The sequence below is a fragment of the Sphingomonas sp. Leaf407 genome (assembly GCF_001425385.1).
In the GTDB taxonomy this organism is placed as follows: Bacteria; Pseudomonadota; Alphaproteobacteria; order Sphingomonadales; family Sphingomonadaceae; genus Sphingomonas.
In genome coordinates this window covers 439,327-463,837 of sequence record NZ_LMQO01000002.1, presented here as the reverse complement: position 1 = coordinate 463,837, position 24,511 = coordinate 439,327, and the positions used below count along the sequence as shown (strand labels likewise).

At 68.9% G+C, this 24,511-nt stretch carries 26 protein-coding genes; 8 read left to right on the top strand and 18 right to left on the bottom strand.

What is annotated here, in order from left to right; genetic code table 11:
- The first annotated feature begins 44 nt into the window (after positions 1-44).
- A complete protein-coding gene (locus ASG37_RS08530; protein ID WP_055758249.1) occupies positions 45-860 on the top strand; it encodes an LD-carboxypeptidase in 816 nt (271 codons plus the stop codon).
- A 330-nt stretch (positions 861-1,190) separates the two neighbouring features.
- Here ASG37_RS08530 and ASG37_RS08525 read toward each other — a convergent pair whose 3' ends face one another.
- Complete coding sequence (locus ASG37_RS08525; protein WP_055758248.1) at positions 1,191-2,390, bottom strand: penicillin-binding protein activator; 1,200 nt, start codon at positions 2,388-2,390, stop codon at positions 1,191-1,193.
- Between the two features lie 11 nt (positions 2,391-2,401).
- On the opposite strand from ASG37_RS08525, the gene rsmI reads away from it, so the two are divergent.
- Both rsmI and ASG37_RS08515 read left to right on the top strand, forming a co-directional pair.
- Positions 2,402-3,238 carry a 16S rRNA (cytidine(1402)-2'-O)-methyltransferase gene (gene rsmI / locus ASG37_RS08520; protein WP_055758245.1) on the top strand — a complete coding sequence of 279 codons (837 nt, stop codon included), beginning with the start codon at positions 2,402-2,404 and terminating at the stop codon, positions 3,236-3,238.
- Positions 3,235-3,603, top strand: coding sequence for a YraN family protein (locus ASG37_RS08515; protein WP_055758241.1), 369 nt, complete (start codon positions 3,235-3,237; stop codon positions 3,601-3,603). The genes rsmI and ASG37_RS08515 overlap by 4 nt, the downstream gene beginning before the upstream one ends.
- Before the next feature lie 658 nt (positions 3,604-4,261).
- On the opposite strand, the gene ASG37_RS08510 is transcribed toward ASG37_RS08515, so the two are convergent.
- The 3 genes from ASG37_RS08510 to ASG37_RS08500 all read right to left on the bottom strand — a co-directional run bounded on the left by ASG37_RS08510 (position 4,262) and on the right by ASG37_RS08500 (position 6,806).
- A complete protein-coding gene (locus tag ASG37_RS08510; protein WP_055758239.1) occupies positions 4,262-5,128 on the bottom strand; it encodes a general secretion pathway protein GspK in 867 nt (288 codons plus the stop codon).
- On the bottom strand, positions 5,125-5,643 hold the full coding sequence (locus ASG37_RS08505) for a type II secretion system protein GspJ (RefSeq protein ID WP_268795736.1): 519 nt from the start codon (positions 5,641-5,643) through the stop codon (positions 5,125-5,127). Before ASG37_RS08505 ends, ASG37_RS08510 begins: the two co-directional genes overlap by 4 nt.
- Before the next feature lie 140 nt (positions 5,644-5,783).
- Positions 5,784-6,806: a hypothetical protein gene (locus tag ASG37_RS08500; RefSeq protein WP_055758233.1), complete on the bottom strand. Its 1,023-nt coding sequence runs from the start codon at positions 6,804-6,806 to the stop codon at positions 5,784-5,786.
- A gap of 80 nt (positions 6,807-6,886) precedes the next feature.
- Between ASG37_RS08500 and gspN the strand changes: the two genes are divergently transcribed.
- Positions 6,887-7,513: a type II secretion system protein N gene (gspN, locus tag ASG37_RS08495; RefSeq protein WP_055758230.1), complete on the top strand. Its 627-nt coding sequence runs from the start codon at positions 6,887-6,889 to the stop codon at positions 7,511-7,513.
- Between the two features lie 212 nt (positions 7,514-7,725).
- On the opposite strand, the gene ASG37_RS08490 is transcribed toward gspN, so the two are convergent.
- Both ASG37_RS08490 and hisC read right to left on the bottom strand, forming a co-directional pair.
- Complete coding sequence (locus ASG37_RS08490) at positions 7,726-8,634, bottom strand: prephenate/arogenate dehydrogenase family protein (RefSeq protein ID WP_055758227.1); 909 nt, start codon at positions 8,632-8,634, stop codon at positions 7,726-7,728.
- Positions 8,634-9,728, bottom strand: a complete 1,095-nt coding sequence (gene hisC, locus ASG37_RS08485) for a histidinol-phosphate transaminase (RefSeq protein WP_055758224.1) — start codon at positions 9,726-9,728, stop codon at positions 8,634-8,636. Before hisC ends, ASG37_RS08490 begins: the two co-directional genes overlap by 1 nt.
- A gap of 136 nt (positions 9,729-9,864) precedes the next feature.
- Here hisC and ASG37_RS08480 point away from each other — a divergent pair, with 136 nt between their 5' ends.
- The 4 genes from ASG37_RS08480 (at position 9,865) to ASG37_RS08465 (ending at position 14,103) form a co-directional block, all read left to right on the top strand.
- Positions 9,865-11,436, top strand: a complete 1,572-nt coding sequence (locus ASG37_RS08480) for a flavin monoamine oxidase family protein (protein ID WP_055758221.1) — start codon at positions 9,865-9,867, stop codon at positions 11,434-11,436.
- 32 nt (positions 11,437-11,468) lie between these two features.
- A complete protein-coding gene (gene metX, locus ASG37_RS08475; RefSeq protein WP_055758218.1) occupies positions 11,469-12,593 on the top strand; it encodes a homoserine O-acetyltransferase MetX in 1,125 nt (374 codons plus the stop codon).
- Positions 12,590-13,177 carry a methionine biosynthesis protein MetW gene (gene metW, locus ASG37_RS08470; RefSeq protein WP_055758216.1) on the top strand — a complete coding sequence of 196 codons (588 nt, stop codon included), beginning with the start codon at positions 12,590-12,592 and terminating at the stop codon, positions 13,175-13,177. Before metX ends, metW begins: the two co-directional genes overlap by 4 nt.
- 212 nt (positions 13,178-13,389) lie before the next feature.
- A complete protein-coding gene (locus tag ASG37_RS08465) occupies positions 13,390-14,103 on the top strand; it encodes a hypothetical protein (protein ID WP_055758213.1) in 714 nt (237 codons plus the stop codon).
- A gap of 149 nt (positions 14,104-14,252) precedes the next feature.
- Here ASG37_RS08465 and ASG37_RS08460 read toward each other — a convergent pair whose 3' ends face one another.
- From ASG37_RS08460 to flgC, 12 genes are all read right to left on the bottom strand, one after another.
- The gene (locus ASG37_RS08460; RefSeq protein ID WP_055758210.1) at positions 14,253-15,164 is read right to left on the bottom strand and encodes a flagellar motor protein MotB; all 912 of its coding nucleotides are present in this window, start codon (positions 15,162-15,164) and stop codon (positions 14,253-14,255) included.
- Between the two features lie 25 nt (positions 15,165-15,189).
- Positions 15,190-16,053, bottom strand: a complete 864-nt coding sequence (motA, locus tag ASG37_RS08455) for a flagellar motor stator protein MotA (RefSeq protein ID WP_055758208.1) — start codon at positions 16,051-16,053, stop codon at positions 15,190-15,192.
- Between the two features lie 114 nt (positions 16,054-16,167).
- The gene (locus ASG37_RS08450) at positions 16,168-17,067 is read right to left on the bottom strand and encodes a flagellin (protein WP_055758206.1); all 900 of its coding nucleotides are present in this window, start codon (positions 17,065-17,067) and stop codon (positions 16,168-16,170) included.
- 8 nt (positions 17,068-17,075) lie between these two features.
- Positions 17,076-18,404 (bottom strand): flagellar hook-associated protein FlgK, encoded by a 1,329-nt coding sequence (flgK, locus tag ASG37_RS08445; protein ID WP_055758202.1) that lies wholly within the window; start codon positions 18,402-18,404, stop codon positions 17,076-17,078.
- A complete protein-coding gene (locus ASG37_RS17320; RefSeq protein WP_156349080.1) occupies positions 18,401-18,742 on the bottom strand; it encodes a rod-binding protein in 342 nt (113 codons plus the stop codon). Before ASG37_RS17320 ends, flgK begins: the two co-directional genes overlap by 4 nt.
- Complete coding sequence (locus ASG37_RS08435; protein ID WP_055758196.1) at positions 18,739-19,830, bottom strand: flagellar basal body P-ring protein FlgI; 1,092 nt, start codon at positions 19,828-19,830, stop codon at positions 18,739-18,741. The genes ASG37_RS17320 and ASG37_RS08435 overlap by 4 nt, the downstream gene beginning before the upstream one ends.
- 11 nt (positions 19,831-19,841) lie before the next feature.
- Positions 19,842-20,525, bottom strand: coding sequence for a flagellar basal body L-ring protein FlgH (locus tag ASG37_RS08430; RefSeq protein ID WP_055758193.1), 684 nt, complete (start codon positions 20,523-20,525; stop codon positions 19,842-19,844).
- The gene (gene flgG, locus ASG37_RS08425) at positions 20,506-21,294 is read right to left on the bottom strand and encodes a flagellar basal-body rod protein FlgG (RefSeq protein WP_055758190.1); all 789 of its coding nucleotides are present in this window, start codon (positions 21,292-21,294) and stop codon (positions 20,506-20,508) included. Before flgG ends, ASG37_RS08430 begins: the two co-directional genes overlap by 20 nt.
- A gap of 14 nt (positions 21,295-21,308) precedes the next feature.
- Positions 21,309-22,061 (bottom strand): flagellar basal body rod protein FlgF, encoded by a 753-nt coding sequence (locus ASG37_RS08420; protein ID WP_055758187.1) that lies wholly within the window; start codon positions 22,059-22,061, stop codon positions 21,309-21,311.
- Between the two features lie 54 nt (positions 22,062-22,115).
- On the bottom strand, positions 22,116-23,393 hold the full coding sequence (locus tag ASG37_RS08415) for a flagellar hook protein FlgE (protein WP_055758184.1): 1,278 nt from the start codon (positions 23,391-23,393) through the stop codon (positions 22,116-22,118).
- Positions 23,394-23,421: 28 nt separating this feature from the next.
- Positions 23,422-24,099 carry a flagellar hook assembly protein FlgD gene (locus tag ASG37_RS08410; RefSeq protein ID WP_055758181.1) on the bottom strand — a complete coding sequence of 226 codons (678 nt, stop codon included), beginning with the start codon at positions 24,097-24,099 and terminating at the stop codon, positions 23,422-23,424.
- Positions 24,100-24,103: 4 nt separating this feature from the next.
- A complete protein-coding gene (flgC, locus tag ASG37_RS08405) occupies positions 24,104-24,511 on the bottom strand; it encodes a flagellar basal body rod protein FlgC (RefSeq protein ID WP_082448126.1) in 408 nt (135 codons plus the stop codon).

The window sequence follows — 24,511 nt, the reverse complement described above, 5'->3', positions numbered from 1 at the left end:
CGGCGCTATCGCCCCAAATCCAACCTTGCAAGCGGGACCGGGACATGCGGATCGGAGTGGTGGCGCCCGCGCGGCGGGTGGACGAGGGTGCGATGGCGCGTACGCAGGGCTATGCGGCGCTGACCTACCCCGCCCTCGACCTCGTGGTGCATCCGCAATGTTTCCTCGACGCCGGGCATTTCGCGGGCACCGACGAACAGCGCGCCGCCGCGTTTCTGGAATTCGCCAACGATCCCGGGTTCGACGCGATCTGGTTCGCGCGCGGCGGATACGGGTCGAACCGCATCCTGTCCGCCGTGATCCCGCACCTCAACCGCGCGGCGGCGGCCAAGGCCTATGTCGGCTTCTCCGACATGGGGTTCCTGCTGGGAGCGCTCTATGCCCGACGGATCGGACGGCCGACTCACGGGCCGATGGCGGGGCAGGTCGGCAAGGCCGGCGGCACCAACAGCGCCGCGCGCACGCTGGCATGGCTGGTCGACGGCGACCGGCGGGTGCTCGCCCCCGAGCTGGACGGGCGGCCGACGGTGGCGTTCAACCTCGTCATCCTGTGTGCGCTGATCGGGACGCCGTGGCTCCCCGACCTGACCGACCATGTCGTGATGGTCGAGGAGGTGGGTGAGGATCTCTACCGGCTCGACCGGCTGTTCTTCCAGCTTGCCGCCGCGACGCAGTTGCAGGGGATCGCCGGACTGCGGCTGGGCGCGGTGACGGACCGCAGCCCCGAGGATACCGAGTTCGGCGAGAGCGAGGAGCAGATCGTCACCCGCTGGGCACGGGCGATGGGGGTCCCGTATCTGGGGCGCGCGACGATCGGCCATTATGCCGAGAACCGGGTGGTGCCGTTCGGGGTGGCTTGAGACCGGACGCTAAAAAGGTCGGTTCACGCGGAGGCGCGGAGAAGAAGCAGAAAGGGATTTTCGCGCAGAGGCGCGGAGGCGCAGAGCGGTTCCGGTCGGAACGGCTGATGCCTGTCCGGCGAAGCCTCCCGTTTGCTGGGTAGAAAGGGAAAGCCGCTGGCGCGGCAAGCGCCCCCTTCTCTCTGCGCCTCTGCGCGAAAACCCCTTCTTCCTAGTCGAGCGCATCCGCACTCGACCTCCTACCGATCAAACCGCCAACCCGATCGCGAACGCAACGCCTCCGCGCCTTCGCGTGAATCGAAAAGAAGCGAACGAAACCGACGGGTGGTTCTACTCCCCGAAGGTCCGCGGCGCAGGCGACACCGTTACCGCGCCACCGGTGCGCACCTCCTGCACCTCCAGCGCGCGTTCGGCCACGCCGTCGCGGCCGAAGCGGAATGCGCCGTCCAGCCCCGCAAACCCGTCCTCGCCGCGCAGGCGGGATTCGGGAAAATCGCGGCCGATCGGCCAGTCGCGCGCGATGCGGATGGTCAACAGCACCGAATCATAGCCGAGGCTCGACAGGCGGTAGGGCGCGGCGTTGAAGCGCGCGCGATATTTGGTGGCGAACTGGCGATAGAGCGCGTTCGAGACGCTGGCATACCATGCGCCGTTCAGCGCCGGCATTGACCCCAGACCGGTTTCGGTGTTCCACAATTCGGTGCCGAGCACGCGCGCGCCCTTGCTCGTGCCCCGGCGGATCGCGGGCACCGCCACGGCGGCGGTGCCGGCCTGATCGGCGATGAGGACCGCTTCATAGGGCGAGGTGCGCGACAGGCGGGTGACGGCGGCCGCCACCTGCCCCTGCCCCCGGTCATAGGTCTGGAGCGAGACGACCTGTCCGCCGGCCTGTTCGACCGCGCGCAGGAAGCTGGTCGAGGCGCGCTGGCCATAGACGCCGGCGGGCACCAGCCCGGCAAAGCGGGTGATGCCGCTGCTGCGCGCATAGCCGACCACCCGGTCGATCGATTGCGCCGGGGTGTAGCCGAGCAGATACGCGCCGTTCCCCGCGACCGACACGTCGTTGGAATAGCTGATGACCGGCACCTTCGCGCCGCGCGCGATGGGTGCCACCGCGCGGACATCGTCGGCGAGCAGGGGTCCGAGGATCAGGCGGTTGCCCTCGGCGATGGCGCGCTGTGCTGCGGCGGCGGCCCCGGTCGCGGTGTCATAGGTGGTGATCCGCACCCGCTCGCTGCGCGAATCGAGCAGCGCGAGCTGGGTCGCATTGGCGATCGAGCGGCCGACGCCGCCGTTGGGGCCGGTGAGCGGCACGAGCAGCGCGACGCGGTGGCGCTGCGTATCCTCGGGGATACCGCCCGTCACGGGGGCGGGGCGGGTCGGCTGCGGCCGGGTGGGCGCAGGGGGCGCCTGTTCCACCGGCCCCCTCGGCACGATGCCGGTGCAGGCGGACAGCAGGGCGGCGCCAAGCACCGCAAACCCCCGCGCGAGATGGTGACGCCATTGCGGGCGGGCGGTGGTGTCTGCCATGGGGTATCCTGATGACCGAGAAACTTGCCCCCGGCCTCTACATCGTCGCGACCCCGATCGGCAATCTCGCAGACTTAAGTCCGCGCGCCGCCGACATCCTGTCGCGCGCCGAAGTGATCGCGGTGGAGGACAGCCGCGTCACCGCCGGGCTGCTGCGTCATATCGGCGTCAAGCGGCCGATGATCCCGTATCACGACCATAATGCCGAGGGGATGCGCCCGGGGCTGATCGCACGGATGGCGTCCGAAGCAGTGGCGCTGGTGTCCGACGCCGGCACGCCGCTGATCTCCGATCCGGGGTACAAATTGGTGCGCGACGCGCGCGCGGCGGGCCACACGGTGGTGACGATTCCCGGACCGTGCGCGGCGGTGGCGGCGCTGACGCTGGCGGGGCTGCCGACCGACCGGTTCCTGTTCGCTGGCTTCCTGCCGCCCAAGGCGCATGCCCGCACGGAGGCGATCGCGGAGATTGCGGGGGTGCGCGCGACGCTGGTGTTCTATGAGAGCGGACCTCGGCTGGCGGCGACGCTGGCGGCGCTGGCGCAAGGACTTGGCGAGCGCGAGGCCGGAGTCGCGCGCGAGATTACCAAGCGGTTCGAGGAATGCGTGACGGGGACATTGTCGGTACTGGCGGAACGCTATGCCGATGCGCCGCCCAAAGGCGAGATCGTGATCGTCGTCGCGCCGCCGGGCGCGCCGCCGCCCGCGACGGCCGAGGATGGCGAGGCGGCGCTGCGAGAGGCGCTGACCCGGCTGCCCGCGTCGAAGGCGGCGGGCGAAGTGGCCAAGGCGCTGGGGCTCGACCGCAAGGCGCTGTACGCGCGGGCGCTGGCGATGAAGGGCGAGTGACGCGCACCCGCGCCTCACGGGTGGCGGCGGATGCGGCCGGGCGGCGCGGCGAGCGGCTGGCAGGATGGTGGCTGCGGCTGAAAGGCTGGGAGATCGTCGGCCGGCGGGTCAGGACAAAGGCGGGCGAGGTCGACCTGATCGCACGGCGCGGCGGGTTGGTCGCGTTCGTCGAGGTGAAATTGCGGGCAAGCGCCGCCGGGCTGGACATGGCGATCGACGAACGCCGGCTGGCGCGGGTCGCGGCGGCGGCGGAAGTGCTGATGCCGCGCTATGCGGCGGGCGGCGAGGATGTGCGGATCGATGTGATCCTGATCGCCAAGGGGGCGGGAGTGCGGCATATCGAGAATGCGTGGGTGGGGTATTGAGGGGCCTAACCCATCGACATGGAAGCGTCGCCCCAGCGAAGGCTGGGGCCTCAGGCAGTTCCTGCCTCGCCCTGTCACTATGAGATCCCAGCCTTCGCTGGGATGACGTCCGGTTCTACGAGGACCGATCTGTCCGGCGCGTTAGAACTTCAACTTCAACTTCAGCCGCATCCATATCCATGCCGCCTGCGCGCATCGTAGCCTAGACAGGGTCGATATTCAGCAGATGCTACACCTTTTCGTCGTTCCCGCGCAGGCGGGAACCCATAGACGCAACGAGATAGGTTCGATCACCGGCGTCGGCGTGTATGGATCCCCGCATGCGCGGGGGGTTCGAGAGCAGATTTCCCCTGCCAAGGCTGAATGCCGATCCGGCCTAGCGATCAGCCGTCGTCCGTGAAACGACGCCGTTGGACAATGCTGACGATGAATAGCGCGCCAGCGATCAGGTATAACGGGAATGACCACCCGCTTCGCTCCGGCACAAAATCACGATCGCTATCGCGACGCTGAAAGCCGACCATCCGACGAAATCGGCATAAGATGCGATCCGGGACATCCGGGAATGCTAATCGAACAGATGCTTGCTGGAAAGGACGTTATCAGGCGTCAACCGTCGCTACGGTCCTCGTCATCCCAAGTCGTATCAGCCTGCTCCCTACCCGAACCCCGGCACCTCGGGCGGGATCGCCGCATTGCGCCAGCGTTCCACCGGCACCGCCAGCACGCCGCGCTCACCCTTGACCCGTTCGATCAGCGTCGCGCCTTGCTGCACGGTGCCGCCGATCGTCGCGCGGGTGCGGACCCAGTAATGGTTCGACTGGAAACCGGTGCCCGCCGGCACGGTCACGTCCTCGCGGGTCAGGTCTTCCTTCGACAGATAGCCCTGCCGGTTGCGCACCGCGAGCAACCGCTGGACCTGCGCCGGTTCGAACAGCACGCCGAGCAGTTCGGGGGTCGCCGCGTTGAGATTGACCGGGGTGTCGCCGGGCAGCGCCGTGACCATGCGCGCCAGCAGCGCCGCCTTGTCGGGCGGCAAGAACGCGGCGAGCGGGCGTAGGTCCTGCACCGGCCCGCGCTCGCGGATGAGGGCGATGCCGGCGACCGCCTGTTCGTCGGACAGGCCGGCGGCGCGGGCGATGCGGATGAAGACCAGTTGCGGGATCGGGTCCTCGCCGCGCCGCACCGAATTGACGTTGAAGCGCCCCTGCGCATCGGCGATGGCGAGGTCGAAGCGGCCGCCGTCGATCGCGATGCCGTTTTCGCTCAGGGACCCCCACGGTTCGCCGGGATAATCCGCCTCCGCCGCCACCCGCGCGTCGCGTTGCAGCGCGGTCAGCGCCGACAGCTCGCCGCCGCGCACCACCGCCAGCGCGCGCGACGCTTCGCGCGAGCGGATCGAGCGGTCGAGCGCCAGTTCCTCGCGGTTTATCATGAGCAGGACGAGTCCGCTGGCGATCGCGACGAACATCAGCACGTTGACGAGGATCATGCCGCGCTCGCGCTCGGCCACCGCGCGGCTCATGACGGCTGCGCCGGGACCGGCAAGGTGACGACACGGCGCAGGGTTCCGCCGCCCGTCCCGCCCAGTTGCAGCTCGACCACCACCGCGCGCGGCCATTCGCCCGAGCGGTCGGGCGCGGGCGGCCATGCCGGCAGCCAGCCGCCGTCGAAATAGCGCCAGCGCGCGCCCGCCACCTGATCGAGCACCTGTTGCGGCCGGCCGCCGACGATCCGTTCCAGCCGGCCGCCGACGACGCGGTAGGCGACCGGCACCGCCGGCCCGCCGAACCCCGGCGCGGCGCGGGCGAAGCGCACGCCAGCGGCGTCCCCGGCGAGTGGCCCCGGCGCGATCTGGTCGAGGTCGCTCGAAATCACTACCATCGCGCGTTGCAGGTCGGCCACCCGGTCGAGCCGCGCCTCGGTCCGCCCGTCGACGCCGATGACGCTGTCGACCAGCGTCAGCCCCGCCACCGCGATCAGCGCGAACAGGCCGAGCGAGATCATCAGTTCGAGCAGGGTGAAGCCGGCCTCGGCGATGTCGTCCGAGCCGCTCCCCTGATCGTCAGCCCGGACTCGTTCCGGGGTCCACGGTTCCGCGCAAGGAACGGTCGCGGCATTTGCGGGACCGTGGACCCCGGAACAAGTCCGGGGTGACGATAGGGTTACACCTGCTTCGATCATGCCCCGCGGCTCTCGGCCACCTTTTCATACAGGCCGTCCTTCGCGACGAGGATCGCGAAGTCGCGGGCGCAACTGCCGTCGGCGCGGAAGCGCAGCGGGCCGGTGGTGCAGTCGAACCCCGCCTCGCGCAGCACGCCCTCGCGCGTCATCTGATCGGCGTCGCGCAGCGTCTTCGCGATACCCGCGGCGTCGTGGCCCAGCGCGGCGATCGCGCCGGGCCGGCCACCGTTGCGCGCGGCGAAGGCGGCGGCGAAGGTCGCGAAGCGCGCCGGATCGGGGCTGGCGATCCATGCCCCCTGCAATGCCGCCAGCACATCGGGGCGATAGTCGAGCGCCTGGACGGTCGCCAGCAACTGCACCCCGCCCTCCCTCGCCCGGCGGGCGGCGGCGAGCGCGGTGGCGCTGCCGCCGGGCACGAACAGCGCATCCGCCTCGCCCGCCACCCCGCCCGCCGGCGTGGGAAGGACGATGAGGCCGAGATCGCCCTCCGCGCGCTTCGCCGCCGCGACGCAGGCGCTGCTCCACGGCGTTCCGTCGTCGAGCGCCGCGACGCGACGCACCCCGCGCGACCGGGCATAGCCGAGCAGCGCGCCGGTCGCCTGCGCCGGGGTGATGCCCAGCACGAACGCGCCATTTCCCTGCGCGGCGGCATCGTTGGTCAGCGCCACCACCGGCACGCGCGCGCCGACGGCGGCGGCCACCGCGCGCGTCTCGGCGGCGGTGAGCGGCCCCAGCAACAGCGCCGCGCCGCCCTTCACCGCCGCCAGCGCGGCGCGCACCGCACCGTCGGCGCTGCCGCCGGTATCGATCACGCGCAGCGCCGTGGCGTCGGTTTCGGCAAGCATCGCCGCGGCGGCTATGCTACGGCCCAGCGCCGCCCGTTCACCGGTGAGCGGCACCAGCAACGCGGCCACGCCCTTCGCCCGGCGCGCCGCCCACAGGGGGGATGCGATCGATGCCGCCGACGACAGCGCAAGGCCCTGTCCCACCAGTTTCAGCGTCGCGCGTCGCGTTGGCATTGCCGGGTCTTTCACGGAGTCAGGCACGGCGGCGTAGTATCGCCTTCGCCACCCTCGGCATAGTCTCGTTCGCGATCGCGATGGTCGCGACGTTGCCCGCCAGCCTGATCGTGCGCAACGTGGCGTGGCGCAGCGGGGTCGGCGGTACGATCTGGCACGGCGAGGTCGGCGTGGCGGGGGGCAGCCGGCTGGAGTGGCGGTTCGCGCCGCTGCGCAGTATCACCAGTCTGGGTTTCGCGGTCGACTGGACCGCGACCGGCCCCGATACCGATCTGGGCGGACAGGCGATCGCCTGGGGCAGTGGCGTGCAACTAGACAAGGTGGCGGGATCGGCCGATGCCTCGCTGCTTCAGGCGCTGCAACCCGATCTGCCCTTCACCTGCGACGCGACGATGCAGATCGACTTGGCGAAGCTGTCGACCGCCAGCGGATCGGCGATGGCCGATGGCCGCGTCGCGATCGATCCGGGCAGTTGCGCTACCAGGGCCGGCGTCGCGACGCCAACCCCGGCGCTGCTGCTGACCGCCGAGCATATCGGGCAGGAGACGCGGGTGCGGCTGGCTCCCGACGCGCAACGCCGCCGCACGTTGATGGACGCGACGCTGCGCGAGGACGGCGTGCTGAAGTTCCAGATGACCGGCGACGGCGCCGCGACGCTGCCGTTCGTGGGGTTGCCGGCAGGCGCGGCGGTGGAAGGGCGGTTCTAGGCCGGATCGACATTCAGCCTTGCCGGCCGATCTTCGTTGTTTTCGGCGGAAACAGCCACCCCTTTCGTCACCCCGGACTTGTTCCGGGGTCCACGGCTCGGCAATCGGTGCGCCTTGAGGCTGTATCGACAGCGTTCGGGGACAAGTGGACCCCGGAACAAGTCCGGGGTGACGACGCGCGAAGGAAGGTCGATCGGCCCGAGCGCCCTCCTCTACCCGTGCCGCCGTCCGAAGTCCTCGCGGGCGTCGTCCTGTCCCTGTTCGACGATCGAGCGGCGGATGGTGCGGGTGCGGCTGAACAGGTCGAACAGTTCGTCGCCCTTGTCCCAGCGGATCGCGCGTTGCAGCGCCGACAGGTCCTCGGAGAAGCGCTGGAGCATGGTCAGCACCGCGTCCTTGTTGGCGAGGAACACGTCGCGCCACATCGTCGGGTCGGACGCGGCGATGCGGGTGAAGTCGCGGAAGCCGCCCGCCGAATATTTGATGACCTCGCTCTGCGTCACCGCCTCCAGATCGCTGGCGGTGCCGACGATGGTATAGGCGATCAGGTGCGGCAGGTGGCTGGTGATCGCCAGCACCAGATCATGGTGCTGCGCGTCCATCATTTCGATGTCCGCCCCGATCCTGCGCCAGAATTCGGCGACTCGCTCGACCGCGAGGGGGTCGGCGTCGGCCGCGGGCGTGAGAATGCACCAGCGGCCCTTGAACAGCGTGGCGAAGCCCGCCTCCGGTCCGCTGCGTTCGGTCCCCGCAACCGGATGCGCGGGGACGATCGCGACGCCGGGCAGGGCCTGCGTCAGTGCGGCGGCGATGCCTGCCTTGCTCGACCCGACGTCGCTGACGACGACGCCGGGGGGCAGGTCGGGTGCGATCTCGGCGGCGACCGGGCCGATCGCGCCGACCGGCACGCACAAGATCACCAGATCGGCATCGATCACCGCCGCGCCGGCATGGTCGCTCACATCGTCGAGCAGCCCCAGCGCGCGCACCGTCTCGCGCGCTTCCGCCGAGGCGTCATGGCCGGTGAGGCGCACGCCCGGCATGTCGGCGCGGACCGCGCGGGCGATCGACGATCCGATCAGCCCCAGCCCGAGGATCGCGACCCGCGCGAACGGCAGCATCAGCCGCCAACGATCTCGCGAAGCGCGGCGGCGACGCCGCGCACCTCCGCCTCGGTGCCGATCGAGATGCGCAGGCCGTTGGCAAGTCCCTGTCCGGGCAGCCAGCGGGTGATGAAGCCCTTGTCCATCAACCCCTGATAGGCGTCGCCCGCGCTGACCGGTCCATCGAACAGCACCAGCACGAAATTGGCCTTCGACGGGACGGCGCGCAAGCCCGCGTTGCCCATCGCGGCGATCTCGCCTTCGAACCATGTCCGCCATTGGCGGTTGTGTGCGCGGCTGGCCTCGACGAAGCTGGTATCGCGCACCGCCGCGATCGCCGCCTGCTGTCCGGCGGTCGTCACGTTGAACGGCGCGCGGATGCGGTGCATCGCGTCGATCGCCTCCGCCGAGCCATAGCCCCAGCCGATCCGCTCGGCGGCAAGGCCGTGGATCTTGGAAAAGGTCCGCGTGACCAGCACGTTCGCCTGCGTCCGGGCGAGGTCGAGGCCGTGATCGTCCTCGTGATCCTCCAGATATTCGGCATAGGCCTGATCGAGCACCAGCAGGATGTCGGGGCGCAGCGCTGCGTGCAGCCGGGCGATCTCCGCGCGGGGGCAATAGGTGCCGGTGGGATTGTTCGGATTGGCGACGAACACCACGCGCGTCCGGTCGGTCACGCAGGCGAGGATCGCATCGACGTCGGTCGCATGATCCTTGTCCGGCGCCACCACCGGCGTCGCGCCGACGCGCCGCGTCGCGATCTCATAGACCGCGAAGCCGTAGCGCACGAAGATCACCTCGTCGCCGTGCCCGGCATAGGCCCCGGCGGCCAGATGCAGCACCTCGTCCGATCCGGTGCCATAGATGATCCGCGCCGGGTCCAGCCCATGCGCCTGCGCGATCGCCGCGCGCAGATCGGCGGCACCGGGATCGGGATAGCGCTCAAGGCTGCGGTCGGCCTGCGCGAAGGCGGCGCGGGCGTGCGGCGAGGTGCCGAGCGGGTTCTCGTTCGACGAGAGTTTCGCCACCTGCCGCCCGTCGTCGGTCTTCGACCGGCCGGGGACATAGGGGGCGATGTCGAGGATCCATGGCTTGGGAGCGGGAGCGTTCATGGCCCCGCCCCCTGCGCCAAGCCGGCCATGAACGCAAGATCGAGGGACCGGGACCGCTACACCAAGAACACCAAGACCCGTTAACCATCGCCTGCTATGGCCGCTGCAACGCGGGACAAGCGGAACAGGGGCGGCAATGCGGGCGGGCGACACGATCTGGCGGGCGATGCAGGCGGCACGGCGTGCCAACCTGATCGATGAAGGTGCGCCCGCGCCTGTCCCAGCGAGTTGGAGCGCCACCCGGCGCGCGTTGTTGCAAGGGCTGGCAGCGACCGGGCTGGCCGGCGTGGCCGCGCCGCTGGCTGCCCGGCGGACCGCGCCTGGCCGTGTCGCAATTCTGGGCGGTGGCCTCGCCGGGCTGACCGCGCTGCACCATCTACGCGCGGCCGGGGTCGATGCGTGGCTGTACGAGGCGAAGGCGCGGCTGGGCGGGCGGGTCCATACCCGTCGCCTGCCCGACGGCGTCGCGTTCGAGCGCGGCGGACAGTTGGTCAATACTGACCATGCCGACATGCACGCGCTCGCCCGCCGCTTCGGCATCGCGCTGATCGATCGCAAGGACACCGCCCATCGCACGATTATCGTCGAGAATGGCGAGAGCGTATCCGACGCCCGGCTGGCGCGCGCGCTGCGCCCGATCGCACGGCGGATCGACCTCGACGCCAAGGCGCTGTCGGACAATTTCGAGGGCACCGCGCGCCGGCTCGACCGGCTGTCAATGGCCGCCTATTTCGATCTCCACGCCGCGCTGCTGCCCGACCCGTGGGTCCGTCGGCTGCTCGAACAGACCGCGCGCACCGAATATGGCGCGGAACCCGATCGGGTTTCGGCGATCGGGCTGTTGTTCAACCTGCCCGTCGTCGACGGGGACCGGGTGGAGGTGCTGGGCGGCAGCGACGAACGCTATGTGCTGTCGGGCGGCAGCTCGACGCTGGTCGAGGCGCTGGCCGCACTCCACGCCGACCGCATCGCCACCGGGCGCGAGGCGATCCGGGTCGAGGCGAATGGCCGACGCGCGGGCATCGTGTTGCGCGACCTGTCGCGCATCGCCTGCGATCATGTCGTGCTGGCGCTTCCCGCCAACGTCGCCCGCCGGATCGAGATCGCCGCCCCCCTGCCCACGCCATGGCGGCAGTTCCTCGGTTCGATGGAACTGGGCCGCAACGAAAAGCTGCAATGGGCGATGGCGAGCACGCCATGGCGCGCGGCGATCGGCGAGGGTGGCGAGCTGTGGTCGGCCGACCCGGAAGCCGCCGCGGCGCAAGGGTGGGACGCGACGGTACGCGGCGGACCCGAACGCCCGGTGTGGAACTGGTTCTTCGGCGGCGATCAGGCGGCGGGCTTCACCGCCCATGGCGCGCCGCCCGCTCCGGGGCAGCTCGACGCGCTGTTCGCCCCCGCGCTGGTGGCGCTGAACGCGCACCGCAGCGCCGACTGGAGCTTCGATCGCACCGGATGGAGCGCCGATCCGCTGATCGGGGGGGCCTATGTCAATTATCCGCCGGGGATGCTGACCCGTTTCGCGAAACTGTTGTGGCTGGAGGAAGCCGACGGCCGCGCGACGCAGGTGGCGCGCGCGGGGCGGATCGTGTTCGCGGGCGAGCATCTCTCCGATGCCTATCCCGGATACATGAACGGCGCAGCGCAGACCGGGCGGCTTGCCGCCGCCAGCCTGCTCGGACGGCGGATCGCCCCCGACGCGGCTTGAACCGGCCGGCGCGGACCGGTAGCGGCAAGCCCATGGATTCCCGTTTCGGTCCCGATCGCCGCGTCACGCTCGACACCCCCCTCGCGCTCGACGGCGGGGCGGTGCTCGACCGGATCGACATCGCCTATGAAACCTATGGCACGCTGAACCCGGCGCGCGACAATGCGGTGCTGATCTGCCACGCGCTGACCGGCGACCATCATGTCGCCTCGGCGCATCCGCGCACCGGCAAGCCCGGCTGGTGGTCGCGAATGATCGGGCCGGGCAAGCCGATCGATCTGGATAAACAGTTCGTCATCTGCTCGAACGTGCTGGGCAGTTGCATGGGATCGTCGGGTCCCGCCAGCATCGATCCCGCGACCGGCCGCCCCTTTGCGATGCGCTTTCCGGTGCTGACCATCCGCGACATGGTGCGCGCGCAGGGGATGCTGCTCGACCATCTCGGCATCGAACGCCTCCGCGCGGTGGTCGGCGGGTCGATGGGCGGCATGCAGGCGCTGTCATGGGGCGCGACGCTGCCCGACCGGGTCGAGGCGGTGGTGGTGATCGCCTCGACCGCGCGGCATTCGGCGCAGAACATCGCGTTCCACGAGGTCGGGCGGCAGGCGATCATGGCCGATCCCAACTGGGCCGGCGGCGAATATTACGACGGCGCGGCCCCGTCGGCCGGCCTGTCGGTCGCGCGGATGGCGGCGCACATCACCTATCTGTCCGAAGCGGGCCTGACCGCCAAGTTCGGCCGCAAGTTGCAGGCGCGCGCCGACGGACAGGCGGGGTCCAAGACGTTCGGCTTCGATGCCGATTTCCAGGTCGAAAGCTATCTGCGGCATCAGGGCCTTGCCTTCACCGACCGGTTCGATGCCAATTCCTATCTCTACATCACCCGCGCGCTCGATTATTTCGATCTGGCCGAGGAACATGGCGGCATTCTCGCCAACGCCTTTCGCGCGACGAAAGCGCGGTTCTGCATCGTCAGCTACGATACCGACTGGCTTTATCCGACGGCGGAGTCGCGCAGCATCGTCCATGCGCTCAACGCCGCCGGCGCGCCCGCCAGCTTCGTCGAGCTGTCGTCGCCGTTCGGCCATGATGCGTTCCTGCTCGAATCGCCCGATCTCGACCGGGTGATGCGCGGCTTTCTGGAGGCGCGGGCATGACGCTTCGCCCCGATCTGGCGATTATCGCGGCCCATGTCGCGCCGGGATCGCGCGTGCTCGACGTCGGCTGCGGCGACGGGCAGTTGATGGCGGCGCTGCGCGACACGCGCGGCGTCGATGCGCGCGGGCTGGAGATCGACGCGCGCAACGTCGCCGATGCGATGGCCAAGGGGCTGTCGGTGATGCAGGGCGACGCCGACCGCGACCTCGCCGACTATCCCGACGCCAGCTTCGACTATGCGATCCTCAGCCAGACGCTCCAGACCGCGATGCGCCCGCATGTCGTGCTCGACCATCTGCTGCGCATCGGTGGGCAGGCGTTCGTGTCCTTCCCCAATTTCGCGCACTGGCGGGTACGCGCCTCGCTGTTGTGGGGCGGGCGGATGCCGGTGACGAAGCTGTTGCCGCTCGAATGGTATGACACGCCCAACATCCATCATGTGACGATCGACGACTTCCGCGCCTTCGTCGGCAAGCGCGGCATCACCGTGGTCGACGCTTGGTTCCTGTCGGGCGGCAAGCGCACCACGGCGGCGGCGGCGAACTTCCGCGCCGAACATGCGGTATTCCTGCTGAAGCGCTGAGCGATCCGCCTTGTGGCTCCCCTCCCTGACAAGGGAGGGGTTTGAGGGTGGGTTGGTCCGCGAGGGAACGATACGCCTGCCACCGGCCGACCCACCCCCGGCCCCTCCCCTGTCAGGGGGGGAGTACAAATCACTGTCGTTAACCAAGCCTAAGTCATTGATGCCGATAGTCGTCACCGTCCGGGGTTCGGGGCAGAACGGGATTCGGTTCGATGCGTACACGGCTTTTCACGCTATTCCTCGCGGGCGGGGTCCTGCTGAACGGGTGCGCCAGAAAGACGCCCGAGGCGGTCGCTGCGCCGCCGGTGCCTCCAGTGGCCGCCGTGCCGCAACCGATGCCCAAGCCACCGCTGGGGGCGGCCGCCAACCTCGCCATTCCCGCCGCCACCCCCGATGGTGGCTATGCGACGATCAACCGCACGCTCTCTACCGACGCTGCGTTATGGCATCTGCGCTCGGCGCTGAATGTCGCCGCGCTCCAGTGCGACATCGGCGATCCCAACGGCGTCGCGCAGTATAACCGGTTGCTGAAGGTCCACGCCGCCCGCTTCGCCGCCGCGCACCGCGCGCTGGAGGCCGAATACCGGCGCGGCGGCGGCGACTGGCAGGACCGGTTCGACGATTCGATGACGCGGGTGTATAATTATTTTGCCCAGCCGCCGGTACGGGCACGGTTCTGTGCGACCGCGCTGCCGATGCTGGCGCAGGTCGCCGACCTGCCCGCCGGCAGCCTCGACGGCTTCGCCGCGCCGGGCCTCGGCTCGCTCGACGAGCCGTTCGTCGAATTCTACCGCGCCTATGACGCCTATCGTATCGCGCTCGCCCAGTGGCAGGCGGGGCAAGGGCCGAAGCTGGCGGTCGATCCGCAGGTGCTGGTCGCCTCGACCGAAGTGACCGGCGGCAGCTACCGCGTGGCGGCGCGCTGATTTCCCGGGCATACTGGCGGTAGAAAGAACGCCCGCGCGATACGCGCGGGCGTTCTTCGTTGGCGTTGGCGGCGTCCTGCTACTTCGCCGCAGCGCGACGCGGGGCCGTTCGCGGTGTCACGACCGGCCCCGCTCGAACGCCGGCTGGATCAGCCGCCGAAGCCGCGCGTCGTCTGATACAACAGGGTGATCGCGACGCGACGGTTGCGCGGATCATAGGGGTCCTTGACGATCATCGGTTCGCGATCGGCGACGCCCTCGATCCGTTCGAAACGGCGTTCGCCGACCCCGCCCAACGCCAGCCGGCGGCGGGTCGCCTCGGCGCGGCCCGACGACAACATCCAGTTGTTCATGTCCTGCGGCCGGCCATAGGCGACGGCATCGGTATGACCGCGGATCATGATGGTGTTCGGCAGGTCACGGACGGTATCGGCGATCAGGCGCATCAACTGGCTGGCTTCGGGAGCCAGCGCGGTGGTGCCGAGCGCGAACATCGAATAATCGGCATTGTCGACCAGATCGATCCGCACCCCGTCGCGCGTCGGCACGATGCGGACGTTCTTGGCAAGCTTGGCAAGGCGCACGTCGCTCTGCATCCGGCGCGACAGCGTGCGCTTGATCTTGTCGAACGCCTGCTTGTCCTGCGCCGCCAGTTGCTGGCGGTTCTTCATCGCGCCCTTGTCGCCGGCACCGGTCTGGGTGCCGCCGGTCGCATCGACCGGGATGGTCATCGACCGGGTGCCGGTCTGCTGCGCCTTGTGCGGATAATTGTCCTTGTCGATGATCGATTCGCCGCCGAAGATGCCGTTCGAGCCGGCCGAGTTCTGCTTCAGTTCGACCAGCGTCGGCGCGAAATAATCGGCGAGCGCCTTGCGCTGCTTCTCGTTGGTCGCACCGAGCAGCCACATCAGCAGAAAGAACGCCATCATCGCCGTCACGAAATCGGCATAGGCGACCTTCCACGCGCCGCCGTGATGGCCGCCGTGGCCGGCGTCGATGATCTTCTTGACGATGATGATCTTGGGCGGCTGGTTGTTGCCGTGCGGAGCGCGGGCGGCCATCAGCGGGTCCTCCTGGTCATCACCCTCACCGTCCGCGCAGGCCGTCGAACACCTCGGCGAAGCCGGGCTGGTTGTGATGGGCGATGCCCGAGCGCGCCGCTTCGATCACCAGCGGCTGCGGATGACCGTGCAGCGAGGCGATGATGATCTGCTTGACGACGTGATAGATCGCGGCGTCGGCATCGATCACCTGCTGCAACCGCGTGGCGAGTGGGCCGACGATGCCGTAGGCGAGCAACACGCCGAGGAAGGTGCCGACCAGCGCCGAGCCGATCATGCCGCCCAGAATCGACGGCGGCTTGTCGATCGAACCCATCGTCTTGACCACGCCGAGCACGGCGGCGACGATGCCGAGTGCGGGCAGCGCGTCGGCGAGACCCTGGAGCGTACCCTGCGGCCCCTGCACCTCATGGTGGTGGGTCTTGATCGAATTATCCATGACCTCCTCGACCGCATGCACGTCGAGCGTACCCGACGAAACGACGACGAGGCGCAGCGTGTCGGCGATCAGGTTGACCAAGGTGTGATCGGCCATCAGCCGGGGATATTCGGAAAAGATCGCCGACGACTTCGGGTCCTCGACATGCGGTTCGAGCGCGATCGGCCCTTCGGCGCGCAGCATCTTCATCAGTTTCGACACGAGGAAGATCGCGTCGAGATAATCCTGTTTCTTGTATTTCGGACCCTTCATCACCTTCATGAAGCCGCCGCCCATCGCCTTCAGCTCCTTGCCGGAGTTGCCGATGATGAGCGCGCCGACCGCCGCGCCGCCGATGATGAGCATCTCGTGCGGCAGTGCGTGCATGACGGGGCCGAGCGCGCCGCCGGTGATGGCGAACCCGCCGAACACCATCGCGATCAGCACGACGAAACCGATGGCCGGAAACATGTGGCACTAGCCCCTTTGGAATGGGATCGCCGAACGCGCGATCATGCTTTCCCGGTTATTCACCATGAAGGTCGAGAAATGGTTACCAAGGCCCCGAGTCGGGGTGGGTCGCGCTTATTTCAGGTAATCGAACAACGACATGCCGGCCAGTTTGGCCACGCTGGCCTGCGTCGCCTGCAGCACCGTCATCGTCTTTTGCAGCTCGACCATGGCGCTGGGCAGGTCGGTCGCCTCGATCGCGACGCGGGCTTCGGTGCGGTCTAGCGCAACCGTGTCGAGTCGCGCCGATTCGACCTCCAGCCGCGCGGCGCGGGCACCGGCCGAGGCGCGCGCGGTCGTGACCTGCGATTCGACCTTCGTCAGATCGTCGAGCGCCTTGCCGGCGGCGGCGGGCAAGGCGGCGGCGGGATCGCGCAGCGTGGCCACCAGCGTGGCGATGGTCGCGAAGATGTCGGTCGCGTCGGCGGCACCGCCGAACACCCGTCCGCCGTCGGCACCGACCTGTACCTGCGCGCCCTCGCCGATCGGCAGCGTCGCGACGTCGCCGGTGCCGGCATAGCCGATCGCGCCGCCCGTCCCCTTCGTGAACGCCGCATCGCCGGTGCCGCCGAAGATCGGCTGACCGCGCACGTCCTTGCTATTCGCGACCGAAAGCATGTCGTCGCGGATCGCCTCCAGTTCGGTGGCGATGCCCGCGCGGCCGTCCATGCTCAGCGTGCCGCTGTTGGCGCTGATCGCCAGTTCGCGGACGCGGACCAGCCGGTCGCTCACCTGTTCGAGCGCGGTATCGGTCTGCGACAACAGCCCGCGCGCCAGCGTGATGTTCGCCTTGTACGCGCCGTCGGCCGCGTCGTCGCGCTTGATGCCGCCGAGCCGGGTCCAGCCGGTCGCGTCGTCGGAGGCGATGTTGACCTTCTTGGTCGCGATTTCGGTCTGCAACCGTTCGGTGGTCGACGACAGGTCGGCCATGCGGGCGGCGGCGCGGTTGTAGAAGCCGGCGGTGGAGATTTGCATGGGCGGCCCTATCGGATCTGGAGCAGCGTATCGAGCGTCTCGCGCGCGACCTGGATCACGCGGCTCGACGCCTGATAGGCCTGTTGGAAGCGCATCAGGTCGATCGCCTCGGCATCGAGGTTGACGCCCGAGGCGGCATCGCGCGCGGCGACCGCCGAGTCGTGGATCGACCCTTGCGCCTGCGCCACCGTCTTGCGCGCGGCGAGCGCCGAGCCGTTGGCGGCCTGTAGCGCGACGGTGCGCGTCTCGAACTTCGCGGTCGAGCGCAGGTCGGCAAGCTTCGACAGATTGCCGTTGTCGCGCGTGCCCTTGCCCGGCGATGCGGCGGCGATGGCGGCGGGATCGCTCAGCACCGCCTTGATGGTGCCGCCGGTTTCCAGCGCGAACATCGGATTGCCGCCCTTGCCGGCAAGATCCTGCCCCCTGCCCTGCACGTCGTTCACGCCGTTCACGAATTCGGTGGCGAGCGTGGTGATCGACGCGCGCGCCTCGCCCAGCCGCGCCGCGCCCTCGGCGATGCCGGCGAGCGAGCCGCCGGTCGGCGTCAGGATCGATTCGACCCCGGCGCGGCTGCTGACGAAACTGACCGCGCCATCGGCGTTGCGGGCATAGCCGATCTTCGCCGCGTCCGACCCATGGACCAGCAGCGCGCCATCGGCCCCGCCGCCACGCACGCTGGCGCGGCCGGCGGAATCGAAGGTCGTGGTGACGTCGGTAAGGCCGCTCATCTCCTCCAGCAACCGGTCGCGCTGGTCGAGCAGTTGCGCCTGTCCCGCGCTGCCGTCGCTGACGCGGCCGAGGCCCTCGTTGATCTTGGCGAGGCCGCTCGACAATTCGCCGAGCTTCGCCGCATCGGCGGCGGCGGCGGTGTCGAGGTCGGCGATGGCCGAGTCGATCGCGCGGACCGTGCCGGAGAATGCCTGCGCGACACCGCTTGCCGCTTCCAGCATCGCCGCGCGCGGCGCGGTGGCGGACGGATCGGCGGCCAGCGCGGTGCCGGCGTTGAAGAAATCGCCCATCCGCTCGTCGAGCGCCTGCCCGCCCAGCGCGCTTTCGATCCGGTCGAGCCAGACCATGCCGGTTTCGGTGCGCGCCACGTCGCTGCCGGCGGCGCGGACCTGTGCCGAGCGGAACGAGTCAGCGGCGCGGGCGATGCCCGATACCGCGACGCCCATCCCTGCCCCCAAGCGGACCGAGGTGCCGCCGACCTGCGTCAGCGTGGCGGTGCGCCGGACATAGCCCGGGGTCGCCGCGTTGGCGATATTGTCGGAGGTGGTGGTCAGCGCCGCCTGATGCGCCCTGACCCCGCTCGCACCGATCGACAGCAGGTCGCTCATCCGTTCTTCCCTTCTCCAGAAGTAACGGCAGAAGCCGGCGCGGTTTCAGTGGTATTCGCGCCCTGTCCCTTCATCAGAAAGTCGGTCATCGCCTTGCCGATGCCGAGCGGCGTCGACACCGCCATGCTCTCGGCGACCTTCTGGTCCCACATGTCGCGGAACTGGTCGGCGGCCTTGCTCTCGAACAATGTCTCGGCGAGCTTGGTCTTGCGCATCGATTTCAGCATCATGCCGGTGAAGACCGCCTCGAAGCGTTCGCCCGCCGCCTTGAGGTTCTTTTCCCCGCCCAGACGGCTGGTGTCGGTATCGATGCCGGTGGTGGCGCCGATGATGCTCACAGGACCACCAGTTCGGCCTTGAGCGCGCCCGATTCCTTGAGTGCCTCAAGGATCGCGACGAGGTCGGCGGGCGAGGCACCGATGGCGTTGATCGCTTTCACCACATCCGCCAGCTTGGGGCCGGGGTCGAGCAGGAACATCGGTCGCGCCTCCTGTTCGATCGTCACGCCGCTCTTCTGTTCGAGCGCGGTCTGGCCCTGGCTGAACGGGGCGGGCTGGCTGACGCGCTGATCCTCGTCGATCCGCACGGTCAGCTTGCCGTGGGTGACGGCGGCGGGCGACACGCGCACCGCCGAGTTGATGACGACGGTGCCGGTGCGCGCATTGACGATGACGCGCGCCGCCGTCTCCGCCGCCTCGACCGCCAGATTCTCGACCTCGCTCATCAGCATCGACCGGGTGGTGGCCCCGGGCGCGGCGCGCATCGCGACCGATACCGCGTCGATCGCGGTGGCGGTGCCCATGCCGAAGCGGCGGTTGATCGCGCTCGCGACATTCTGCGCGGTGGTGAAATCGGCCTGCGCCAGATTGAAGGTCAGCGTCGGCGCGGTGGCGAAGCCGGTGTCGACGGTGCGCTCGACGGTCGCCCCGTCGGGAATGCGCCCGGCCGAGGGGATGTTGACGACGATCTTGGAGCCATCGGCCCCTTCCGCGCCCAGCCCACCGACCGCGAGATTGCCCTGCGCCATCGCATAGATCTGGCCATCCGCGCCCATCAGCGGGGTCATGACCAGCGCGCCGCCGCGAAGCGACTTGGCCTTGCCCATCGACGCGACGGTGACGTCGATCCGCTGGCCGGGCTTGGCGAAGGCGGGCAGTTCGGCGGTAATCATCACCACCGCCGCGTTCTTGAGGCCCGGATTGGCACCGGGCGGCAGTTGCAGCCCCATGCGCGACGTGATCGCCTTCACCGACTGCACAGTATATTCGAGATTGTCGTCGCCCGTCCCCGGCAGCCCGACGACGATGCCGTAGCCGGTCAACTGGTTCGAGCGGATGCCCTGGAACCGGCCGAGGTCCTTGACCCGTTCGGCATGGGCCGGCGCGGCGGCGACGAGAAACGCGAGAAGCGCGAGCAGGAAGCGCATGGATGCGGGTCCTAGAAAGGGCTGACGACCTGGAAGAAGCGGCTGAGCCACCCCTGCCGGCTGGCGCGGGCGACATCGCCCTTGCCGGTATAGGCGATGCGGGCATCGGCGACGCGGGTCGAGGGAACGCGGTTGTTCGCATCGACGTCGGCGGTGCGCACGATCCCCTTGATCGCGACGAATTCGTCGCCGCGATTGAGCGTCACCCGCTTCTGCCCCTGCACCAGCATGGTGCCGTTGGGATAGACGGCGGCGACCGTGACCGAGACTTCGCCCGACAGCGCATTGGCCTGATCCGCCTGACCGCCACCGTTGAAGTTGCGGTTGCCAGAGGCGCGCGCGATGTTCGGGTCGAACGACAGCGGCCCGACCGACGGCGGCGTGATGCCGAAGCCGCCGCCGCTGTCGAGCTTCGACGCCGCCGATTTCGACGCCGTCGTCCGTTCGACCAGCACGATCGTCAGCGGATCGCCGACTTTGCGCGCGCGCCATCCCTCGTACAGCGCGGCATAGCCGTCGTCGGCCTGAAAGATCGCGCCGGTGGCGACGCGCACCGGGGCGGGCGGCGTCGACAAGGTCGCGCTGTAATCCTCGGGCGGCGCTTTCTTGCCGAACAGCGGGCGCGCGGTCGCCGGGCTTGCCGCCAGCGCGACCACCGCCAGCGCGGCGAGCGCGTCAGATGTTCTGATTGACATATTTCAGCATCTCGTCGGTGGCCGAGATCATCTTGGAATTGACCTCATAGGCGCGCTGCGTCTCGATCATGTCGACGAGTTCCTCGACGACGTTGACGTTCGATCCTTCGAGCATCCCCTGCCGGATCTGGCCGCGACCATCCTGTCCGGCGATGCCCATCGCGACCGCGCCCGAGGCCGCCGTCTCGATCAGGTAATTGTCGCCGGTCGCCTGCAACCCCGCCGGATTGGCGAAGTTCGCGATCTGCACCTGGCCCAGTTGCTGCGCCTCGGTCTGGTTCGCGACCTTGGCCGATACCGTGCCGTCGCCGCCGACCGTCACCGCCGTGGTGCCTTCAGGGATCGTGATGCCGGGCATGACCTGATAGCCCTCGCTCGTCACCAGCAGCCCTTCGGCGCTGCGCGAGAAATTGCCGGCGCGGGTGTAGCCCAACTGCCCGTTGGGCAACTGAATCTGGAAGAAGCCGTCGCCGTCCATCGCCATGTCGAGGCTGTTGCCGGTCGTCTGGAGCGAGCCCTGCGTATCGATGCGCGCGGTGCCCTGCACCCGCACGCCGGTGCCGAGGTTCAGGCCGGTCGCATAGCGCGATTCCTGCGTCGATTGCGATCCGGCCGCCGTCACGACCTGATACGACAGCGTCTCGAACGCCGCGCGGTCGCGCTTGAAGCCGGTGGTGTTGACGTTGGCGAGGTTGTTCGAGATGACGCGCATCCGCATGTCCTGGGCGTCCAGCCCGGTGCGCGCGATGTGCATTGCCGCATTTGCCATGATCTAACTCCCTCTTATGCCTGGACGCGCATGAGGTTGGCGGCGCTCTCGTCCATCGATTTCGCCTCCTTGAGCAGGTTGGCCTGCACCTCGTAGCTGCGCTGGTTCTCGATCATGTCGACCAGCGCCTGCGTCAGATTGACGTTCGATTGTTCGAGCGCACCCGAACGGACCTTCGCCAGCATGTCGGCGGGCAGCGCGCCGCCCCCTTCGACATGCAGCAGATTGTCGAGGCCCTTGACGGTCTTGCTGCCGGTCGCGCTGACCAGCTTGACCTGTCCGATCTCCTGCGGCGGCGCGCCGCGCTCGGCACCCTGCGGCACGATCAGCACGCGGCCGTCCTCGGCGATCTCGATCGACTGGTACGGCGGCACGGTGATCGGCCCGCCGGCACCCATGACCGGGAAGTGATCCCCCGTCTCCAGCGTGCCGGCCAGCGTCACCTGAAGGTCGCCGCGCCGCGTATAGGCCTCCGAACCGTCGGCCGCCTGCACCGCGATCCACGAATCCGACTGGACCGCGATGTCGAGCTTGCGCCCGGTGGACGTGATCGCCCCGGCGCGCCGGTCCATGTCGACCACTTCCTCGGCGGCGGGGGCACGCGAGTCGAGCTCGTTGTTGCCGCCCTTCATGACCAGCCGCTCGAAGTTCACGCGGTCGGCACGGTAGCCGATCGTCGATGCGTTCGCGATATTGTTCGCGATCGCCGCCTGCGACGCGAGATGGCTCTTGAGCCCCGACAATGCGGTATAGACCAGACGGTCCATCGATGCTTTCCTCCGAATGACCCCTGCTTCGCAGCAAGGGTCATGCCAGTTTCATCAGGTGCGGATGTTGATGATCGATTCGGTGATCTGCCCGGCGGTATCGAGCGCCTTGGCATTCGCCTGGAAATTGCGCTGCGCCGCGATCAGCCCGACCAGTTCCTCGGTGATGTCGACGTTCGATCCCTCGATCATGCCCGATTTCAGGTCGCCCGCGCCATTCTGGCCCGAGGCACCCGCCACCGGCTGGCCCGACACGCCGGTCGCCGACCAGGTGCTGTCGCCCAACTGGCGCAGCGCGGCGGGGTTGACGAAGTTGACGATCGCCACCTGTCCCAGCGTCTTGCTCTCGCCGTTCGAATAGCTGGCCTTGACCAGCCCCTTCTCGTCCACCGCCACGCTCTGCAATTCGCCGACCGCCACGCCGTCCTGCGTCTGGGTCGCGACCTTGAACGGCGTCGCCAGCGACGTCGACTGGGCGAGGTTGAGCGAGAATTGCTGCTGCGCCACGCCGCTGGGCGGCATGAACGCCCCGAACGTCACCGCATCGGTCGGCGTGGTCAACTTGCCCGCCGCGTCGAACGTCATCTGGACCGACGTATTCTCGCCGGCTTTCAGCGGCTGGTCGCCGATGAAGCTGTGGACGTTCCACGTGCCCGACAGGTCGGCGGCGGCACCCGCGGCGGTTTCCACCGGCGCGGTCGCGCGCTGGAAATAGCTGGTCATCGTCATCGGATTGCCGCCCGCGTCATAGACGGTGGTGGTCGTCACCTGATTATAGCTGCTGGCATCGAAGCGATCGAACTGGGTGTTGGTCGGCAGCGTCGACTTGGCAGCGAGATTGACGTTCAGCCGGACCTCGCCGGTCGGCTTCGCCGTGCCCGACGTCTCGGCGAGCTTGAGATCGGTCAGCGCGCCCATCGTCTGGCCGATGACGTTGCCCGATCCGTCGACCGGATAGACCTGCAACCGCTTGCCGCCGGCGTCGGTCACGAACTGGTCGGCATCGACCCGGAACGATCCGTTGCGGGTATAGTTGACGCCGCTGCCCGCGCCCTTGACCGCGAAGAAGCCGTCGCCGGCGATGGCGAGGTCGAGCGCACCCGACGACTGGGCCAGGTTGCCCTCGCCGAACTGCTGGCGGTTGGCCTTCATCACGCTGCCCTGCCCGATCATCTGCGTCGGCGAGCGGGTGAAGTTGCTCGCCATCACATCGGCGAATTCGGCGCGGCTCTTCTTGAAGCCGGTGGTCGAGACGTTGGCGAGGTTGTGGCTGATCGACGACATGTCGTTCTGCGCCGACTTCAGGCCGGAGAGCGAGGTGTAGAAGGACATCGGATGCTCCTGTGGAGAAAGGGCTGGCTCAGGCGGCCTGGCGGATGGCGGCGGGGGCGATATGGCCGACCCCGGTGACGTTGAGGACGGGCTGGCCATCGGTCAGCGTGACCGAGGTGACCGGTGCCCAGACGAGATTGCGCGCGGCCACGGCCTTGCCGTCGGCCCCGGTGGCTTTCGCGGTGATGGTGAACGGACCCGATCCGGCGGGCGCGCCGCTGTCGGTCGTGCCGTCCCAGTCGTAGCCGACCGCGCCTTTCCCTTGCGCGCCCATCGCGACCTGCCGCACGACAGTGCCTGCCGCGTCCTTGATGGTCAGGTCCACGGCACTCGCATCGCCGTCTAGCTCGACCGCGCCGGTCACGCCGCCGTCGGTGCGGGGGTACGCGGTGGCCCCTTCGGTCAGCACGGTCTTGCCGACCCACGACAGCGCGTCGGCGGGGGTGGTGGCCCCCAGCTTGTCGGCGATCGCCTTCATCGTCGTCGACATCTCGGTGATGCCCGCCAGCGACGAGAATTGCGCCATCTGCGCGACCATCTGGGTATTATCGACCGGCTTGAACGGGTCCTGATTCTTCATCTGCGCGGTCATCAGCGCGAGGAAATCCTCCTGCCCCAGCGAACGCTGACCGAGCTTCGCGGTGCTGGTCGCATCGGTGCCGGTGCGCTGGATGCCCAGACCGGCGACGGTGGTTTCATAGCTCATGGGGTCAGCGTCCCAGCTTCAGGGTTTCGGTGATGAGCGTCTTGGCGGTCGACATCACCTCGACGTTGTTCTGGTAGGTGCGGGCGGCCTCCATCATGTCGACCAGCTCGCGCGATTCATCGACCGCGCTTTCCCACACGTTGCCGTTGGCATCCGCCATCGGGTTGCCAGGATCGTAGCGCTTCGTCGGGTTCTCGCCGGCGGTCACGACCTTCTCGACATCGACCGTCGCAAGTCCCGTCGCGCGATCGAAGCTGGTGCGGAACACCGGCTTCATCGTGCGGAACGCGCCGCCTTCGGTCGACGATACCGCGCCGGCGTTGGCGAGGTTGGAGGCGGTGGTGTTCATGCGGACGAGCTGCGCCGACATCGCGCGCCCGGCGACTTGGAACAGGTTCATGGGACCGGGCAT

What these genes read in the sequence shown, in the direction of transcription:
- ASG37_RS08530 (WP_055758249.1), top strand. Translation starts at nt 45, where the DNA reads ATGCGGATCGGAGTGGTGGCGCCCGCGCGGCGGGTGGACGAGGGTGCG.
- ASG37_RS08525 (WP_055758248.1), bottom strand. Translation starts at nt 2,390, where the DNA reads ATGGCAGACACCACCGCCCGCCCGCAATGGCGTCACCATCTCGCGCGG.
- rsmI (WP_055758245.1), top strand. Translation starts at nt 2,402, where the DNA reads ATGACCGAGAAACTTGCCCCCGGCCTCTACATCGTCGCGACCCCGATC.
- ASG37_RS08510 (WP_055758239.1), bottom strand. Translation starts at nt 5,128, where the DNA reads ATGAGCCGCGCGGTGGCCGAGCGCGAGCGCGGCATGATCCTCGTCAAC.
- ASG37_RS08500 (WP_055758233.1), bottom strand. Translation starts at nt 6,806, where the DNA reads ATGCCAACGCGACGCGCGACGCTGAAACTGGTGGGACAGGGCCTTGCG.
- gspN (WP_055758230.1), top strand. Translation starts at nt 6,887, where the DNA reads ATGGTCGCGACGTTGCCCGCCAGCCTGATCGTGCGCAACGTGGCGTGG.
- ASG37_RS08490 (WP_055758227.1), bottom strand. Translation starts at nt 8,634, where the DNA reads ATGCTGCCGTTCGCGCGGGTCGCGATCCTCGGGCTGGGGCTGATCGGA.
- hisC (WP_055758224.1), bottom strand. Translation starts at nt 9,728, where the DNA reads ATGAACGCTCCCGCTCCCAAGCCATGGATCCTCGACATCGCCCCCTAT.
- ASG37_RS08480 (WP_055758221.1), top strand. Translation starts at nt 9,865, where the DNA reads ATGCGGGCGGGCGACACGATCTGGCGGGCGATGCAGGCGGCACGGCGT.
- metX (WP_055758218.1), top strand. Translation starts at nt 11,469, where the DNA reads ATGGATTCCCGTTTCGGTCCCGATCGCCGCGTCACGCTCGACACCCCC.
- metW (WP_055758216.1), top strand. Translation starts at nt 12,590, where the DNA reads ATGACGCTTCGCCCCGATCTGGCGATTATCGCGGCCCATGTCGCGCCG.
- ASG37_RS08465 (WP_055758213.1), top strand. Translation starts at nt 13,390, where the DNA reads ATGCGTACACGGCTTTTCACGCTATTCCTCGCGGGCGGGGTCCTGCTG.
- ASG37_RS08460 (WP_055758210.1), bottom strand. Translation starts at nt 15,164, where the DNA reads ATGGCCGCCCGCGCTCCGCACGGCAACAACCAGCCGCCCAAGATCATC.
- motA (WP_055758208.1), bottom strand. Translation starts at nt 16,053, where the DNA reads ATGTTTCCGGCCATCGGTTTCGTCGTGCTGATCGCGATGGTGTTCGGC.
- ASG37_RS08450 (WP_055758206.1), bottom strand. Translation starts at nt 17,067, where the DNA reads ATGCAAATCTCCACCGCCGGCTTCTACAACCGCGCCGCCGCCCGCATG.
- flgK (WP_055758202.1), bottom strand. Translation starts at nt 18,404, where the DNA reads ATGAGCGACCTGCTGTCGATCGGTGCGAGCGGGGTCAGGGCGCATCAG.
- ASG37_RS08435 (WP_055758196.1), bottom strand. Translation starts at nt 19,830, where the DNA reads ATGCGCTTCCTGCTCGCGCTTCTCGCGTTTCTCGTCGCCGCCGCGCCG.
- ASG37_RS08430 (WP_055758193.1), bottom strand. Translation starts at nt 20,525, where the DNA reads ATGTCAATCAGAACATCTGACGCGCTCGCCGCGCTGGCGGTGGTCGCG.
- flgG (WP_055758190.1), bottom strand. Translation starts at nt 21,294, where the DNA reads ATGGCAAATGCGGCAATGCACATCGCGCGCACCGGGCTGGACGCCCAG.
- ASG37_RS08420 (WP_055758187.1), bottom strand. Translation starts at nt 22,061, where the DNA reads ATGGACCGTCTGGTCTATACCGCATTGTCGGGGCTCAAGAGCCATCTC.
- ASG37_RS08415 (WP_055758184.1), bottom strand. Translation starts at nt 23,393, where the DNA reads ATGTCCTTCTACACCTCGCTCTCCGGCCTGAAGTCGGCGCAGAACGAC.
- ASG37_RS08410 (WP_055758181.1), bottom strand. Translation starts at nt 24,099, where the DNA reads ATGAGCTATGAAACCACCGTCGCCGGTCTGGGCATCCAGCGCACCGGC.
- flgC (WP_082448126.1), bottom strand. Translation starts at nt 24,511, where the DNA reads ATGCCCGGTCCCATGAACCTGTTCCAAGTCGCCGGGCGCGCGATGTCG.